This window comes from Isoptericola sp. NPDC056618 (genome assembly GCF_042792715.1).
Lineage (GTDB): Bacteria > Actinomycetota > Actinomycetes > Actinomycetales > Cellulomonadaceae > Isoptericola > Isoptericola nanjingensis.
Genome location: NZ_JBHTVZ010000022.1, coordinates 1 through 15,334 on the forward strand (window position 1 = coordinate 1; position 15,334 = coordinate 15,334).

Here is a 15,334-nt window from a genome sequence, read left to right on the forward strand (position 1 = left end):
GGATCAGTTCGGCACGTGACGTTGCCGAACTGATCCACCCGCTGCCGAACAGACCGTGGTCAGCTGGGTGAGCTGCCGGCGGTGCGGTCCTTGAGGGCGCTGCCCTGCTCCTTGGCGAACTCGGTCACGCTGCTCGTGACGTCCGAGACCTTGGCCTGGACGCGCGGGTCGTTCCAGGTCTCCGTCGCCCAGTCCTTGGCCTTGTCGAGCTGCTGCCGGCCCTTCTCGGTGCCGAGCAGGTAGCCGAGCGCCGCGCCGACGACGAATGCCGGTCCTGCCTTCATGTCGCGCCTCCTCATGGTCGTGCGGATGGTGGCCGCTGACGGCCGGGTCGTGGTCGTGCGCACGACCGTAGGCGCGACCGCGGTCGTACGCACCCCGCGACATGCCGCCGCCGGGACCCTGCCGGACCTGCGGGGACGCGCCGTCCCACGACGCCGGGGACCGCCGCGACCCGAAGGAAGGGTTACCTTCCTACACAGCGCCGCCAGAACGTGACTAGAGTGCTCGCAAGAGTTGTGATGGGGTTCACAAATCGACTCCGGCACCGTCGCCGGGGCGCTCGAGGGAGCGAGGTGAGCACGTGCGGTCAGGTCGCGTCGACGACGCCGACGTCATCGTCGTGGGCGCCGGCCCGGCCGGTTCGTCCACAGCCCACTGGTGCGCCGCCGCCGGCCTCGACGTGCTCCTGCTCGACAAGGCCTCCTTCCCCCGCGACAAGGTGTGCGGCGACGGGCTGACGCCTCGCGCCGTCGGCGAGCTGGCCCGCATGGGGCTCGGCACCCGCGAGGACGACGGGTGGATCCGCAACGAGGGCCTGCGCGTCGTGGCCGGCGCCCGGTCGTGGGAGCTGCCCTGGCCGGACCTCGACTCGTTCCCCGGCTACGGCATGGCACGCTCGCGCATGTCGCTCGACCACCGGCTGGCGCAGCACGCGCAGGCGGGCGGCGGCAAGCTGCTCGAGCGGACCAAGGTGACCGGACCGGTCCTCGACGAGCGCGACGGCCGCGTCGTGGGCGTGCGGACGCAGGCCCTCGACGTCCGCGGTCGCGCCGACGGCGCCGAGACCACCTACCGGGCGCCCGTCGTCGTCGCGGCCGACGGCGTCTCCTCGCGCTTCGCGACGGGGCTGGGGGTCGCCCGCCGTGACGACCGCCCGCTCGGCACGGCGGTGCGCACGTACTTCCGCACCGAGGGCACCTCACGGCACGAGGACGCGTGGATGGAGTCGCACCTCGAGCTGTGGGACGGCGCGCCCGGCGCCTCGAACCTCCTGCCGGGCTACGGCTGGATCTTCGCGCTCGGCGACGGCACGGCGAACGTCGGCCTGGGCTCCGTGAGCTCCACGCCCGCGCGGCAGTCCGCGAACGGTCACGACTACAAGGGCATGATGCGGGCCTGGATGCGCAACGCCCCCGCCGAGTGGGGGTTCACCCCCGAGAACCAGGTGGGGCCGGTCCGCGGGGCCGCGCTGCCGATGGGCTTCAACCGCAGCCCGCTCTACCGCGACGGCGCGGTGCTGGTGGGCGACGCGGCCGGGATGGTCAGCCCGTTCAACGGCGAGGGCATCGCCTACGCCCTGCAGGCGGGCCGGGTCGCCGCCGACGCGATCGCCCAGGCGCGCACCCGAGCCACGGACGACGCGCGCGAGCGGACGCTCGCGTCGTACGCCGACCGGATGCGGGCCGACCTGGGCGGCTACTACACGCTGGGCCGCTGGTTCGTGCGGCTCATCGAGCACCCGCAGATCATGCGGATCTGCGTGAAGCACGGGCTGCCGCGGCCGGTGGTCATGCGGTTCGTGCTCAAGCTGCTGTCCGACTGCTACGAGCCGCGCGGCGGTGACTGGGTGGACCGGGTCATCGCGGGGCTCACGAGGGTGGTCCCTGCGGCATGAGCGCACACGAGCACAAGGGAGTGGTCGAGATGCACGAGGTCGAGAAGCGTGCGGCCGTGCGGACGGGGGACCTGCGATGACGAACCCGTACGTGCCGGTCCTCATGCTCATGGGCGTGGCCCTGGTGCTCGCCGTGGGCGGCGTGGCGGCGAGCGCCGTCATCGGGCCCAAGCGCTACAACCGGGCGAAGCTCGACGCCTACGAGTGCGGCATCGAGCCGACGCCGCACGCGGTCGGCGGCGGCCGGCTCCCGGTCAAGTACTACCTGGTGGCGATGACGTTCATCGTCTTCGACATCGAGGTCGTCTTCCTCTACCCGTGGGCGGTGGACTTCGCCGTGCTGGCCGGCTTCGGCCTCGTCGCGATGCTCACGTTCCTCGCCCTCATCACCGTGCCGTTCGTCTACGAGTGGCGGCGCGGCGGCCTCACCTGGGTCTAGGCCCGGGCGCGCGACCAGCACGACCAGCACCACCGCACGACCTGCACCACCCAGCACGACACGGCACTACGGACGGCATCGGCGCCGAGGATCCTCACGCCGATGTTCACGAAGGGGAGGGGTCATGGGCCTGGAAGAGGCTCCGTCGGGCTTCCTGCTGACGACGATCGAGGACCTGGCGGGCTACCTGCGCAAGGCGTCCGTGTGGCCGGTGACGTTCGGACTGGCGTGCTGCGCCATCGAGATGATGGCGGCCGGCGCGTCGCGGTTCGACCTGTCGCGGTTCGGCATGGAGGTCTTCCGGGCGTCGCCGCGGCAGGCGGACCTCATGATCGTCGCGGGCCGGGTGAGCCAGAAGATGGCGCCCGTCGTGCGGCAGGTCTACGACCAGATGAGCGAGCCCAAGTGGGTGCTGTCGATGGGTGTGTGCGCGTCCAGCGGCGGCATGTTCAACAACTACGCGATCGTCCAGGGCGTCGACCACATCGTGCCGGTCGACGTGTACCTGCCCGGCTGCCCCCCGCGCCCGGAGATGCTCATCAACGCGATCCTCGCGCTGCACCAGCACATCCAGGACTCGCCGCTGGGCGTGAACCGCAAGGAGGCGGCCGCGGCCGCCGAGGCGGCGGCGCTCGAGGCCACCCCGACGTTCGAGCTCAAGGGGCTGCTGCGATGAGCGACGGCACGACGGCGGGCGGGTCCGCTGCGGACAGGCCCGTCCCGCAGCCCGAGGAGGTCCTGGGGCCCCGCTCCGGGGAGCTGGTGCCGGGCAGCGAGCAGGCCGGCCGGGGCGGGCGCGGACCGGAGGTCGTCGAGGTGCGGCGCGGCATGTTCGGCGTCCACGGCTCCGGCGACACGTCCGGGTACGGCGGCCTGGTGCAGCCGGTCGCGATGCCCGGCGCCGCGACGCGGCCGTACGGCGGCTGGTTCGACGAGGCCGTGGACGTGCTCGCCGAGGTGCTCGGCGAGCAGGGCGTCGCGTTCGACGTCGCCGTGGAGCGCGTCGTCGTCGACCCGCACACCGACTCGCCGAGCCCGCACGCCGAGCTCACGCTGCACGTGGCGCGCGAGCACCTGCTCGCCGTCTGCCGCGCGCTGCGCGACGACCAGGACCTGCGGTTCGAGCTCAGCCTCGGCGTCTCGGGCGTGCACTACCCCGACGACACGGGCCGCGAGCTGCACGCCGTCTACCACCTCACCTCCGTGACGCACGGCCGCCGCGTGCGGCTCGAGGTGTCGGTGCCCGACGCCGACCCGCACGTCCCCTCCACCACGTCGCTGTACCCGACCAACGACTGGCACGAGCGCGAGACCTGGGACTTCTTCGGGATCGTCTTCGACGACCACCCGGGCCTGGCACGGATCGAGATGCCCGACGACTGGCCGGGCCACCCGCAGCGCAAGGACTACCCGCTCGGCGGCATCCCCGTGGAGTACAAGGGCGCCACCGTGCCGCCGCCGGACACCAGGAGGTCCTACTCATGACCACCGGAACCTTCAGCGCCACCCGGCCGCCGACCGCGGACGAGTTCGACCCGGGCATCCCCGGCTTCGAGGCGTCCGGCGGCGACTGGGACGAGATCGCCCGCGAGGCCGTGGGCGAGGAGCGCATCGTCGTCAACATGGGCCCGCAGCACCCGTCCACGCACGGCGTGCTGCGCCTCATGCTCGAGATCGACGGCGAGACGGTCACCGAGGCCCGCTGCGGCATCGGCTACCTGCACACCGGCATCGAGAAGAACATGGAGTTCCGCACCTGGACGCAGGGCACCACGTTCTGCACCCGGATGGACTACCTGGCGCCGCTCTTCCAGGAGACGGCGTACTGCCTCGCCACCGAGAAGCTGCTCGGCGTCACCGACGACGTGCCGGAGCGGGCGTCGATCATCCGCGTGCTGATGATGGAGCTCAACCGGGTGGCGTCCCACCTCGTCTGCCTGGGCACGGGCGGCAACGAGATGGGCGCGACGACGGTCATGACGATCGGCTTCACCGCCCGCGAGGAGATCCTCCGGCTGTTCGAGGCCGTCACCGGGCTGCGCATGAACCACGCGTACGTGCGGCCGGGCGGCGTCGCGCAGGACGTGCCCGAGGGGTTCGAGGACCAGGTGCGGGCGGCGCTGCCGAAGATCCGCCAGTACCTCGGCCAGCTCGGCGACCTCATGCTGGCGAACCCCATCTTCAAGGCGCGCCTCACCGACGTCGGCGTGCTCAACCTCGCCGGCTGCATGGCGCTGGGCGTCACCGGGCCGGTGCTGCGCTCCACGGGGCTGCCGTACGACGTGCGCAAGGCGTTCCCGTACTCCGGGTACGAGACGTACGACTTCGACGTGCCGACGTCGACCGACGCGGACTGCTACTCCCGCGTGGTGCTGCGCCTGGAGGAGTGCTACCAGTCGCTGCGTATCGTGGAGCAGGCGCTCACCCGGCTCGAGGCGACGTCAGGGGCGCCGGTCATGGTGGCGGACAAGAAGATCGCGTGGCCGGCGCAGCTCGCGATCGGTGCCGACGGGCAGGGCAACTCGCTCGACCACATCCGCCAGATCATGGGCACCTCGATGGAGGCCCTGATCCACCACTTCAAGCTCGTCACCGAGGGGTTCCGGGTGCCGGCCGGGCAGGCGTGGCAGACCGTCGAGCACCCGCGCGGCGAGCTGGGCGTGCACGCGGTGTCCGACGGCGGCACCAAGCCGTACCGGGCGCACTTCCGCGACCCGTCGTTCAACAACCTCCAGGCCGTGTCGGTGATGTGCGAGGGCGGCCAGGTGGCCGACGTCGTCGTCGCCGTCGCGTCCCTGGACCCCGTGCTGGGAGGGGTCGACCGATGACGGCAGAACCCACGAGCGCCCGCTCGGCCACGCGGTACGACGCCGACACGCTCGCGTCGCTGGCCGCCGACGCCGCGGCCGTCAAGGCGCGCTACCCGGACCCGCGCTCCGGCCTGCTGCCGATGCTGCACCTCGTGCAGTCGGTGGACGGCTACGTGAGCCGCGACGGCATCCTGTTCTGCGCCGAGCAGCTCGAGATGACGCCCGCCGAGGTGAGCGCCGTCGCCACCTTCTACACGCAGTACAAGCGGCACCCCAACGGCACCTACACCGTGGGCGTGTGCACCAACACGCTGTGCGCGGTGATGGGCGGCGACGCCATCTTCGACGAGCTGAGCGAGCACCTCGGCGTCGGGCACGACGAGACCACCGAGGACGGCGCGATCACGCTCGAGCGCGTCGAGTGCAACGCCGCCTGCGACTACGCGCCGGTCGTGATGGTCAACTGGGAGTTCTTCGACAACCAGACGCCGGAGTCGGCCACGGACCTCGCCGACCGCCTGCGGGCGGGCGAGCAGGTGGCGCCCACGCGCGGCGCGTCGTCGGTGTGCGGCTTCAAGCAGATGAGCCGCGTGCTCGCAGGGTTCACCGACGGCCGGGCCGACGAGGGCGTGGGCGCGGGGGAGCCGACGCTCGCCGGCCTGCGCCTGGCGCGCGCCGCGGCCGCCGTCGATGGCGGGGAGCCCTCGTCGGCCGAGCCCGCCGAGACCACCGACGGGGGCTCGGCCGGCTCGGCCGCCGAGGTGCCCCCGGAGACCGGGACGGCGCAGTCGAGCGCGGAGCGCGAGCCCACCGCGCCGGGGGACGAGAGCCCCGGCCGCTCGCCGTCGGGCGGCGACGTGAACCCCGAGCCGGAGAAGGGTGGCAGCGATGACTGACCTCATGCCGGTGCTCACGGACACGTGGGACGCCGAGCGGTCGTGGAAGCTGGCGTCGTACGAGGCCGCCGGCGGGTACGCCGGGCTGCGCAAGGCCCTGACGATGGAGCCCGCGGACCTCGTGCAGACGGTCAAGGACTCCGGGCTGCGCGGCCGCGGCGGCGCCGGCTTCCCGACCGGCATGAAGTGGGGCTTCCTGCCCCCGCCGGACGGTGGCCCGCGCTACCTCGTGGTCAACGCGGACGAGTCCGAGCCCGGCACGTGCAAGGACATCCCGCTCATGCTGGCGAGCCCGCAGCACCTGGTGGAGGGCATCGCGATCACCAGCTACGCGATCGGCTGCCACCACGCGTTCGTGTACGTGCGCGGGGAGGTGCTGCACGTGTACCGGCGGCTGATGGCCGCGGTGCAGGAGGCGTACGACGCCGGGTTCCTCGGCAAGGACGTGCTCGGCACCGGCTTCGACCTGGACGTCACCGTGCACGCCGGCGCCGGCGCCTACATCTGCGGCGAGGAGACGGCGCTGCTCGACTCGCTCGAGGGCAAGCGCGGCCAGCCGCGGCTCAAGCCGCCGTTCCCCGCCGTCGCGGGCCTGTACGCGAGGCCCACGGTGGTGAACAACGTCGAGTCCATCGCGTCGGTCCCGGGCATCGTCGCGCGCGGTGCCGACTGGTTCGCCGGCATGGGCACCGCGAAGTCGCAGGGGCACGGCCTGTTCTCCCTGTCCGGGCACGTCACCCGGCCGGGCCAGTACGAGGCGCCGCTCGGGATCACGCTGCGCGAGCTGCTCGACCTGGCCGGCGGGATGCGGGCCGGGCACGAGCTGAAGTTCTGGACGCCGGGCGGGTCGTCGACGCCGCTGTTCACGGCCGACCACCTCGACACCCCGCTCGACTACGAGTCGGTAGGGGCGGCGGGGTCGATGCTCGGCACCCGCGCGCTGCAGCTCTTCGACGACACGACGTGCGTCGTCCGCGCGGTGAGCCGGTGGACCGACTTCTACGCGCACGAGTCGTGCGGCAAGTGCACGCCGTGCCGCGAGGGCACCTACTGGCTCAAGCAGGTGCTGCACCGCATCGAGGCCGGCCAGGGCGAGGAGCGCGACGTCGACCTCCTGCTCGACCTGTGCGACAACATCCTCGGCCGCGCGTTCTGCGCGCTCGGCGACGGCGCGACGTCGCCCGTGACGTCGAGCATCCAGCTCTTCCGCGACGAGTACCAGGCGCACATCGACGGCCACGGGTGCCCCTTCGACCCGAGCGCGAGCGCCCTGTTCCCGTACACCCCCAAGCAGTCGCCGGCGCTCGCCGGGGCGGGAGGTCACTGATGACGGCGACCACGGACAAGTCCACCGCGGCCGCGCCCCCGGTGGAGACGGTCACGCTCACCATCGACGAGGTCGAGGTGACGGTGCCGAAGGGCACGCTGATCATCCGCGCGGCCGAGCAGGTGGGCATCCAGATCCCGCGGTTCTGCGACCACCCGCTGCTCGAGCCCGCGGGCGCGTGCCGGCAGTGCCTGGTCGAGGTCGCGATGCCCGACCGCGAGGGCAACGTGCGGCCCATGCCGAAGCCGCAGGCGTCGTGCACGATGACGGTCACGCCCGGCATGGTCGTCAAGACGCAGCGCACGTCGCCGGTCGCCGACAAGGCGCAGCACGGGGTCATGGAGCTGCTGCTCATGAACCACCCGCTCGACTGCCCGGTGTGCGACAAGGGCGGCGAGTGCCCCCTGCAGAACCAGGCGATGAGCAACGGTCGCGCGGAGACCCGGTTCGAGGACGTCAAGCGCACCTTCCCCAAGCCGATCGCCGTGTCCACGGAGATCCTGCTGGACCGCGAGCGCTGCGTGCTGTGCCAGCGCTGCACCCGGTTCAGCGACGAGATCGCGGGCGACGCGTTCATCGCGCTGCAGGAGCGCGGCGCGCACCAGCAGATCGGCCGGTTCGACGAGACGGTGCTGGACTTCACGCCGCCGCCCGGCGAGCCCGCCGAGGCGACGTTCGGGTCGGCCGCGGCCACGGCCGGCGGTCAGCCGTTCGCGTCGTACTTCTCCGGCAACACCGTGCAGATCTGCCCGGTGGGCGCGCTCACCGGTGCGGCCTACCGGTTCCGCTCCCGGCCCTTCGACCTGGTGTCGACGCCGGGGATCTCCGAGCACGACTCGTGCGGCTCCGCGATCCGCGTCGACCACCGGCGCGGCGTGGTGCTGCGCCGGCTGTCGGGGGAGGACCCGGCGGTCAACGAGGAGTGGATCACCGACAAGGACCGCTTCGCGTTCACGTGGCAGGCGGCGCCCGACCGGCTCACCGTCCCGCTGGTGCGGGACCGGGTGCTCGACGAGCGCGGCGCCGTCGTGTCGCGCGGCGAGCTGCGGCCCGCGTCGTGGGTGGAGGCGCTCGAGCTCGCCGCCGAGGGCCTGGCCGCCGCCCGCGCGGCCGGCGGCGTCGGGGTGCTGCCCGGCGGCCGGCTGACCGTCGAGGACGCGTTCGCCTGGTCGCGCTACGCGCGCACGGTGCTCGGCACCGACGACGTCGACCTGCGGGCCCGCGTGGGCTCGGCGGAGGAGACGGCGTTCCTGGGCCACGCGGTGGCGGGCACCGGCGTCGGCGTGACCTTCGGCGACGTCGAGGCCGCGCCCGCCGTGCTGCTCGCCGGCCTCGAGGCCGAGGAGGAGGCCGGCGTCACCTTCCTGCGGCTGCGCAAGGGGGTGCGCAAGCACGGCACGAAGGTGTGGGCCGTCGCCCCGTTCGCGAGCCGCGGTCTCGCCCGGCTCGACGGCGAGCTGCTGCCCGCCGCGCCCGGCACCGAGGCGGAGTGGCTGGGCATCCTCGCCACCCGCGCCGGCGGCGGGCTCGTGCCCGCCGACTCCGACACCGCCACGCTGGGCGCCGTCGCCGACGGGCTCGCGACGCCCGGCGCGCTGATCCTGGTGGGCGAGCGGCTCGCGTCGGCGCCCGGCGCCTACGGGGCGGTCCTGCGGCTCGCGGAGGCCACCGGCGCACGTGTCGCCTGGATCCCGCGCCGCGCGGGGGAGCGCGGCGGCCTCGAGGCGGGCCTCCTGCCCGGGCTGCTGCCCGGCGGCCGCCCGCTGACCGACCCCGCGGCCCGCGCCGAGGTGGCCGCGGCCTGGGGCGTCGACGCGGACGCGCTGCCGGCCGCGCCGGGGCGCGACGTCGCGGAGATCCTCGACGGGCTCTCCGTCGGGCAGCTCGGCGGCGTCCTCGTCGGCGGGGTGGAGCTCGCCGACCTGCCCGACCCCGCCCACGCCCGGCGCGCGCTCGCGGCCGCAGGCTTTGTGGTCTCGCTCGAGGTCCGTCGCTCGGAGGTCACCGAGCTGGCCGACGTCGTGCTCCCCGTCGCCCCGCCCGTGGAGCGGGCCGGGTCGTACTGGAACTGGGAGGGGCGCGTCCGCGCGTTCGGCCAGGCGCTGGAGTCGTCGGCGCTGCCCGACCACCGCGTGCTCGACGCGCTGGCCGACCAGGCCGGCGTCGCGCTCGGCGCGGCGACCGCGCTCGACGCGCACCGCGCGATCGCGGCGCTGCCGGCCTGGGGCGGGGCGCGCGTGCCGGCACCGGAGGGGGAGCCGGTCGAGCCGCCCGCGGTGCCGACCGGGTCCGCCGTGCTGGCGAGCTGGCACCTGCTGCTCGACGACGGCGCCCTGCAGGACGGCGAGCAGTTCCTCGCCGGCACCGCCAAGCGGCCCGTGGCGCGGATGTCGGCGGCCACGGCGGCCGCCGTCGACGTGTACGACGGCGACCGCGTGACCGTGGCCACCGACCGCGGCGCCGTGACGGTGCCCGTCGCCATCACGGAGATGGTCGACCACGTGGTGTGGCTGCCGCTCGCGTCGCGCGGGTGCCGCGTGCACGACACGCTCGGCGCCGCGCCGGGCGACCTGGTGCGGATCGGCGCGCCGGAGGCGGTCGCCGCCGGCGGGGTCCCGGGCTCGACCGACGAGAAGTCACAGGGAGGGGCCGCATGATCCCCGGCGTCGCGTCCGACTTCAGCAACGACTGGCTGTGGGTGTCGCTGATCAAGGCGGTGCTCATCGTCGTCTTCCTGCTGACCAGCGTGCTCTTCGCGATCTGGTTCGAGCGCAAGGTCGTGGCGCGCATGCAGGTGCGCCCGGGACCCAACTGGCACGGCCCGTTCGGCCTGCTGCAGTCGCTCGCGGACGCGATGAAGCTGCTGCTCAAGGAGGACGTGAACGTCACCCGGGCCGACCGGATCGTGTACCTGCTGGCGCCGATGATCTCGGTGTTCTGCGCGCTGCTGGTGTTCGCCGTCATCCCGTTCGGCCCCGAGGTGACGATCCCGTTCACCGACTACTCGACGCCCGCGCAGCTCACCGACTTCCCCGTCGCGATCCTGTACGTCCTGGCCTGCGCGTCGATGGGCGTCTACGGGATCGTGCTGGGCGGCTGGTCGTCGGGCTCCACCTACCCGCTGCTCGGGTCGGTGCGGTCCACGGCCCAGGTGATCTCGTACGAGCTCGCCATGGGGCTCTCGCTGGTCAGCGTGTTCATCATGGCCGGCTCGATGTCGACCTCCCAGATCGTGGCGTCGCAGACCAGCATCTGGTGGTTCCTGCCCCTGCTGCCCGCGTTCGTCGTCTACGTCATCTCGATGATCGGCGAGACCAACCGGCTCCCGTTCGACCTGCCGGAGGCCGAGGGCGAGCTCGTCTCCGGCTACATGACCGAGTACAGCTCGATGAAGTTCGCCTGGTTCTTCCTGGCGGAGTACATCAACATGCTCAACGTCTCCGCGGTCGCCACCACGCTCTTCCTGGGCGGCTGGCGGGCGCCGTGGCCGCTGTCGGCGATCAACGACGGGATGTTCAACACCGGCTGGTGGCCCGTGCTGTGGTTCCTGGTCAAGCTCTGGCTGGTCATGTTCGTGTTCGTCTGGGTGCGCGGCACGCTGCTGCGGCTGCGCTACGACCAGTTCATGTCGTTCGGCTGGAAGGTGCTCATCCCGGTCGCGCTGGTGTGGGTCGTGGTGCTGAGCGTGTTCCAGTACCTCGGCCTGGCGGGCGTCACCCGCACCCAGCTCATCACCGGCGTCGCCGTCGCGGCGGTGGTCGTCATCGGCCTCCTGTGGCTCTGGCCCGACCGGAAGGCGAAGGCCGCCGACGGCGACGGACCACCGGGGGACGCGCGCCGTCCGGCCGGCGACTTCGACGCCTTCGCCGACGGGTTCCCCGTGCCGCCGCTGCCCGGCCAGGCCCTGCCGCCGTCGCCCCGCGCGCGCCGGCACGTGATGCAGGCCGCCGACGTCCCGGGCGCGTCCGCCGCCCCCGACCCCGCCGTCGACCGATCCGAGGAGACGCGATGACCGACAAGCCGTACGAGCCGCTGCGCCCGTCCAAGGGACCGCTGGGGGAGCTGTTCGCCCCGGTGGCCGGGTTCGGCGTGACGTTCTCGTCGATGTTCCGGCCCACGGTGACGGAGCAGTACCCGCGCAAGAAGACGGCGCCGCAGCGCCGGTACCACGGGCGCCACCAGCTCAACCGCTACGCGGACGGGCTGGAGAAGTGCATCGGCTGCGAGCTGTGCGCGTGGGCGTGCCCCGCCGACGCGATCTACGTGGAGGGCGCGGACAACGCGGAGCTGCCCGACGGCGAGCACATGTCGCCCGGGGAGCGCTACGGCCGCGTCTACCAGATCAACTACCTGCGCTGCATCTTCTGCGGGCTGTGCATCGAGGCGTGCCCCACCCGGGCGCTCACGATGACGAACGACTACGAGCTCGCCGGGCCCGACCGCGCCGGGATGATCTACGAGAAGCAGGACCTGCTCGCCCCGCTCGCGGAGGGGATGCTCGCCGCGCCGCACCCGATGGTCGAGGGGACCACGGACACCGAGTACTACCGCGGCGAGGTCACCGCCCCGACGGCGCAGCAGGTCGACTGGGTGCGCGAGCACCGGCCGGACGACCCGACCCTGGACGCCGCCGCCCGCGTGGCGCACGGGGACGCGCCGCCCCCGACCCCGCGCCGGCACCGGCTGCGCGGCAGCGCCACCAAGGCCGCCGTCGCGACCCGGCAGGCCGCCGAGGGCGGGCACGTCGCGACGCTCCCCAGCCCTGACCTGACGGACGGCCCGCGGTGACGGCGTCGGGCGCGGAGGCCGCGCTGTTCTGGGTGCTCGCGCCGCTCATGGTGCTCGCCGCGCTCGGGCTGCTCTTCGCCCGCAAGGCGGTGCACGCCGCGGTGTGCGTGATGTTCGTGATGGTCGGGCTGGCCATCCTCTACGTGGCGCAGGAGGCGCCGTTCCTCGGCGTCGTGCAGGTGGTCGTCTACACGGGCGCCGTGATGATGCTCTTCCTGTTCGTGCTGATGCTGGTGGGCGTCGACTCCGCCGACTCGCTGACCGAGACCATCAAGGGCCAGCGCTGGCTGGGCGTGCTGCTCGGGCTCGGGCTGGTCGTGGTGCTGCTCGGCGTGATCGCGCAGGCGGCGTTCCCGCCCGCGGTCGGGCTGGCCGCGACCGAGGAGCTCACCAACCCGGTGGCTCTCGCCCGGGTGCTGCTCGGCGACTACGTCCTCGCGATGGAGGTGGTCGGCGTCCTGCTGGTCACCGCCGCGCTGGCCGGCCTGGTGCTCACGCACCGTCGTCGGCTCAGCGTGCGGCCCACCCAGCGCGTCCTCGCGGCCGCGCGCGTGGCCGCACTGCCGCAGGGCAGCACGCTCACGCCGCTGCCCGCGCCCGGCGTCTACGCGCAGAACAACGCCATGGACACGCCGGCGCTCGGCCCCGACGGCGAGCCGCTGCCGCACTCCGTGCCGCGCGTGCTGCGCATCCGCGGGCAGGAGCGGTCGGCCACGGCGGTCCTCGCCGAGGAGGAGACGCTCGTCGGCCGCGACCTGTCGGGCACACGGCTCACCGGGCCGCGCCCTGCGCCGGACGAGCGCGAGATCGACGACGGGTTGTCAGACGTTCGGAGCACCCCGTCGGACCCTGCGTCCGACACGGGCTCCGGCACGGGGGAGGTGCGCTGATGGAGATCACCCACTACCTGGGGCTGGCCGCGATCCTGTTCGCGATCGGCGCGACGACGGTGCTGCTGCGGCGCAACGCCATCGTGGTGTTCATGGGCGTGGAGCTGATGCTCAACGCCACCAACCTCGCGTTCGTGACGTTCGCGCGCATCCACGGCGACGTGACGGGCCAGGTGCTCGCCTTCTTCGTGATGGTGGTCGCCGCGGCCGAGGTCGTGGTGGGGCTCGCGATCATCATCACGATCTTCCGTTCCCGCCGGTCGGCCTCGGTCGACGACGTCAACCTGCTGCACAGCTGAGAGGCGACCTGTGGACACGCAGACGACGATGCAGACTCTCTCCCTCGCCCCCTGGCTGGTCGCGACCCCGATGATCGGCGCCCTCGTGCTGCTGGTCGCCGGCCGGCGCACCGACCGGTGGGGGCACTGGCTGGGCGTGCTGGCCAGCGCGGCGACGTTCGTCGTCGGGCTGGTGATGCTGCTGGACATGCTGGGCACCCCGGCGGACCAGCGGGTGGGCACCCACACCGTGGGCACGTGGATCGACGCGGGGGCCCTGCACGTGGACCTCGGGTTCCAGGTGGACCCGCTGTCGATGACGTTCGTGATGCTCGTGACGTTCGTCGGCACGCTGATCCACGTGTACTCGGTGGCGTACATGGACCACGACGTCGACCGGCGCCGGTTCTTCGGGTACCTCAACCTGTTCGTCGCGGCGATGCTGCTGCTGGTGCTCGCGGACTCCTACCTGCTGCTCTTCGTCGGCTGGGAGGGCGTGGGCCTGGCGTCGTTCCTGCTCATCGGGTTCTGGGACGGCAAGCGGGAGAACGCGGTCGCGGGCAAGAAGGCGTTCGTCATGAACCGCGTCGGCGACATGGGGCTCATCGTCGCGATGATGCTCCTGCTGGCGACCTTCGGTTCGCTGAGCTTCGGCACGGTGCTGCCGGCGGCCGGCGAGGGCGCGACGGCGGCCGGCCAGGGCGTGATGACCGCCATCGGCCTCATGCTCCTGCTGGCGGCGTGCGGCAAGTCGGCGCAGCTGCCCCTGCAGGCGTGGCTCGGGGACGCGATGGCGGGCCCGACGCCGGTGTCCGCGCTGATCCACGCGGCGACGATGGTGACCGCCGGCGTGTACCTGCTGGTGCGCTCCGGCCCGATCCTCGAGGCCGCGCCGGACGCGCAGCTCGTCGTCGCGATCGTCGGCGCGCTGACCCTGCTGTTCGGCGCGATCGTCGGTACCGCCAAGGACGACATCAAGAAGGCCCTCGCGGCGTCGACGATGTCGCAGATCGGCTACATGATGCTCGCCGCCGGCCTGGGGCCGGTCGGGTACGCGTTCGCGATCTTCCACCTGCTCACGCACGGCTTCTTCAAGGCCGGGCTGTTCCTCGGCGCCGGGTCCGTGATGCACGCGATGGACGACGACGTGAACATGCGCCGCTTCGGCGGGCTCGCCCGGCTGCTGCCGGTCACCGCGATCACGATGGGGCTCGGCTGGCTCGCCATCCTGGGCGTGCCGCCGTTCTCCGGGTTCTGGTCGAAGGACAAGATCATCGAGGCCGCGTTCGTCGGCGAGGGCTGGCGGCCGTGGGTGTTCGGCCTGGCCGCGCTGCTGGGCGCCGGGATCACCGCGTACTACATGTCGCGGCTCTTCTTCATGACCTTCGCGGGTCGTCGACGGTGGAGCAGCGACGGCGCGGACGACACGGTGGAGCGGCACCCGCACGAGGCCCCTCGCCTCATGACGTGGCCGATGATCATCCTCGCCGCGGGGTCGGTGTTCCTCGGCGGGATCCTGGCCCTCGGCGACCGGTTCGTCACCTGGCTGGAGCCGGTCACCGGGCACGCGGAGCACCACGAGCCGGTGCTGCCGGTGTGGCTGCTCATGACGCTCACCCTGGTGCTGGTGGTGCTCGGCGCGTTCCTCGCGTTCCGGCAGTACGCGGTCGCGGCGGTGCCGGTCGAGCCGCCGTCGGCGCCGGCCGTCGTGCGGGCGGCGCGGGTCGACCTGTACCAGGACGCCGTCAACGAGTCGCTCGTGATGCGGCCGGGCCAGTACCTCACCCGGGCGCTCGTGTACTCGGACCGCACGGCCGTCGACGGCGGCTGGCTCGGCCTGGCCGGCGGCATCGGGCGCCTCGGCTCCCGGCTGCGGCGGATGCAGAACGGCTACGTGCGGTCGTACGCGGCGACGATGCTCGGCGGCCTCGGCGTCGTCGGGCTGGTCGTGTGGGTCCTGGCGAGCTGATCGGGGTGGCGGGAGCGATGGCGATGACGCCGAAGAAGAC

At 72.9% G+C, this 15,334-nt stretch carries 14 protein-coding genes; 13 read left to right on the forward strand and 1 reads right to left on the reverse strand.

The features are described from left to right. Nucleotides 1–59: 59 nt before the first annotated feature. Nucleotides 60–284: a YtxH domain-containing protein gene (locus tag ACFQ8T_RS19300; RefSeq protein ID WP_430548100.1), complete on the reverse strand. Its 225-nt coding sequence runs from the start codon at nt 282–284 to the stop codon at nt 60–62. 299 nt (nt 285–583) lie between these two features. On the opposite strand from ACFQ8T_RS19300, the gene ACFQ8T_RS19305 reads away from it, so the two are divergent. The 13 genes from ACFQ8T_RS19305 to nuoL all read left to right on the forward strand — a co-directional run bounded on the left by ACFQ8T_RS19305 (nt 584) and on the right by nuoL (nt 15,294). Next, nucleotides 584–1,897, forward strand: coding sequence for a geranylgeranyl reductase family protein (locus tag ACFQ8T_RS19305; RefSeq protein WP_430548101.1), 1,314 nt, complete (start codon nt 584–586; stop codon nt 1,895–1,897). Between the two features lie 76 nt (nt 1,898–1,973). Beyond that, on the forward strand, nt 1,974–2,336 hold the full coding sequence (locus ACFQ8T_RS19310; protein WP_429735904.1) for an NADH-quinone oxidoreductase subunit A: 363 nt from the start codon (nt 1,974–1,976) through the stop codon (nt 2,334–2,336). A 124-nt stretch (nt 2,337–2,460) separates the two neighbouring features. Beyond that, complete coding sequence (locus ACFQ8T_RS19315) at nt 2,461–3,012, forward strand: NuoB/complex I 20 kDa subunit family protein (RefSeq protein ID WP_429735902.1); 552 nt, start codon at nt 2,461–2,463, stop codon at nt 3,010–3,012. Next, nucleotides 3,009–3,821 carry an NADH-quinone oxidoreductase subunit C gene (locus ACFQ8T_RS19320; RefSeq protein ID WP_430548102.1) on the forward strand — a complete coding sequence of 271 codons (813 nt, stop codon included), beginning with the start codon at nt 3,009–3,011 and terminating at the stop codon, nt 3,819–3,821. The genes ACFQ8T_RS19315 and ACFQ8T_RS19320 overlap by 4 nt, the downstream gene beginning before the upstream one ends. Continuing rightward, entirely contained in the window at nt 3,818–5,164 is a 1,347-nt protein-coding gene (locus tag ACFQ8T_RS19325; RefSeq protein WP_430548103.1) for an NADH-quinone oxidoreductase subunit D, read from the forward strand. The genes ACFQ8T_RS19320 and ACFQ8T_RS19325 overlap by 4 nt, the downstream gene beginning before the upstream one ends. Next, nucleotides 5,161–6,042: an NADH-quinone oxidoreductase subunit NuoE gene (gene nuoE / locus ACFQ8T_RS19330; RefSeq protein WP_430548104.1), complete on the forward strand. Its 882-nt coding sequence runs from the start codon at nt 5,161–5,163 to the stop codon at nt 6,040–6,042. Before ACFQ8T_RS19325 ends, nuoE begins: the two co-directional genes overlap by 4 nt. After that, nucleotides 6,035–7,369 (forward strand): NADH-quinone oxidoreductase subunit NuoF, encoded by a 1,335-nt coding sequence (gene nuoF / locus ACFQ8T_RS19335; RefSeq protein ID WP_430548105.1) that lies wholly within the window; start codon nt 6,035–6,037, stop codon nt 7,367–7,369. The genes nuoE and nuoF overlap by 8 nt, the downstream gene beginning before the upstream one ends. Further along, nucleotides 7,369–10,026: an NADH-quinone oxidoreductase subunit G gene (locus tag ACFQ8T_RS19340; protein WP_430548106.1), complete on the forward strand. Its 2,658-nt coding sequence runs from the start codon at nt 7,369–7,371 to the stop codon at nt 10,024–10,026. The genes nuoF and ACFQ8T_RS19340 overlap by 1 nt, the downstream gene beginning before the upstream one ends. Beyond that, entirely contained in the window at nt 10,023–11,381 is a 1,359-nt protein-coding gene (nuoH, locus tag ACFQ8T_RS19345; RefSeq protein ID WP_430548107.1) for an NADH-quinone oxidoreductase subunit NuoH, read from the forward strand. Before ACFQ8T_RS19340 ends, nuoH begins: the two co-directional genes overlap by 4 nt. Continuing rightward, complete coding sequence (gene nuoI, locus ACFQ8T_RS19350) at nt 11,378–12,157, forward strand: NADH-quinone oxidoreductase subunit NuoI (RefSeq protein WP_430548108.1); 780 nt, start codon at nt 11,378–11,380, stop codon at nt 12,155–12,157. Before nuoH ends, nuoI begins: the two co-directional genes overlap by 4 nt. 47 nt (nt 12,158–12,204) lie before the next feature. Further along, complete coding sequence (locus ACFQ8T_RS19355; RefSeq protein WP_430548149.1) at nt 12,205–13,047, forward strand: NADH-quinone oxidoreductase subunit J; 843 nt, start codon at nt 12,205–12,207, stop codon at nt 13,045–13,047. Further along, nucleotides 13,047–13,346: an NADH-quinone oxidoreductase subunit NuoK gene (gene nuoK, locus ACFQ8T_RS19360; RefSeq protein ID WP_429735884.1), complete on the forward strand. Its 300-nt coding sequence runs from the start codon at nt 13,047–13,049 to the stop codon at nt 13,344–13,346. Before ACFQ8T_RS19355 ends, nuoK begins: the two co-directional genes overlap by 1 nt. Before the next feature lie 28 nt (nt 13,347–13,374). Beyond that, nucleotides 13,375–15,294, forward strand: coding sequence for an NADH-quinone oxidoreductase subunit L (nuoL, locus tag ACFQ8T_RS19365; RefSeq protein WP_430548109.1), 1,920 nt, complete (start codon nt 13,375–13,377; stop codon nt 15,292–15,294). Nucleotides 15,295–15,334 lie beyond the last annotated feature (40 nt).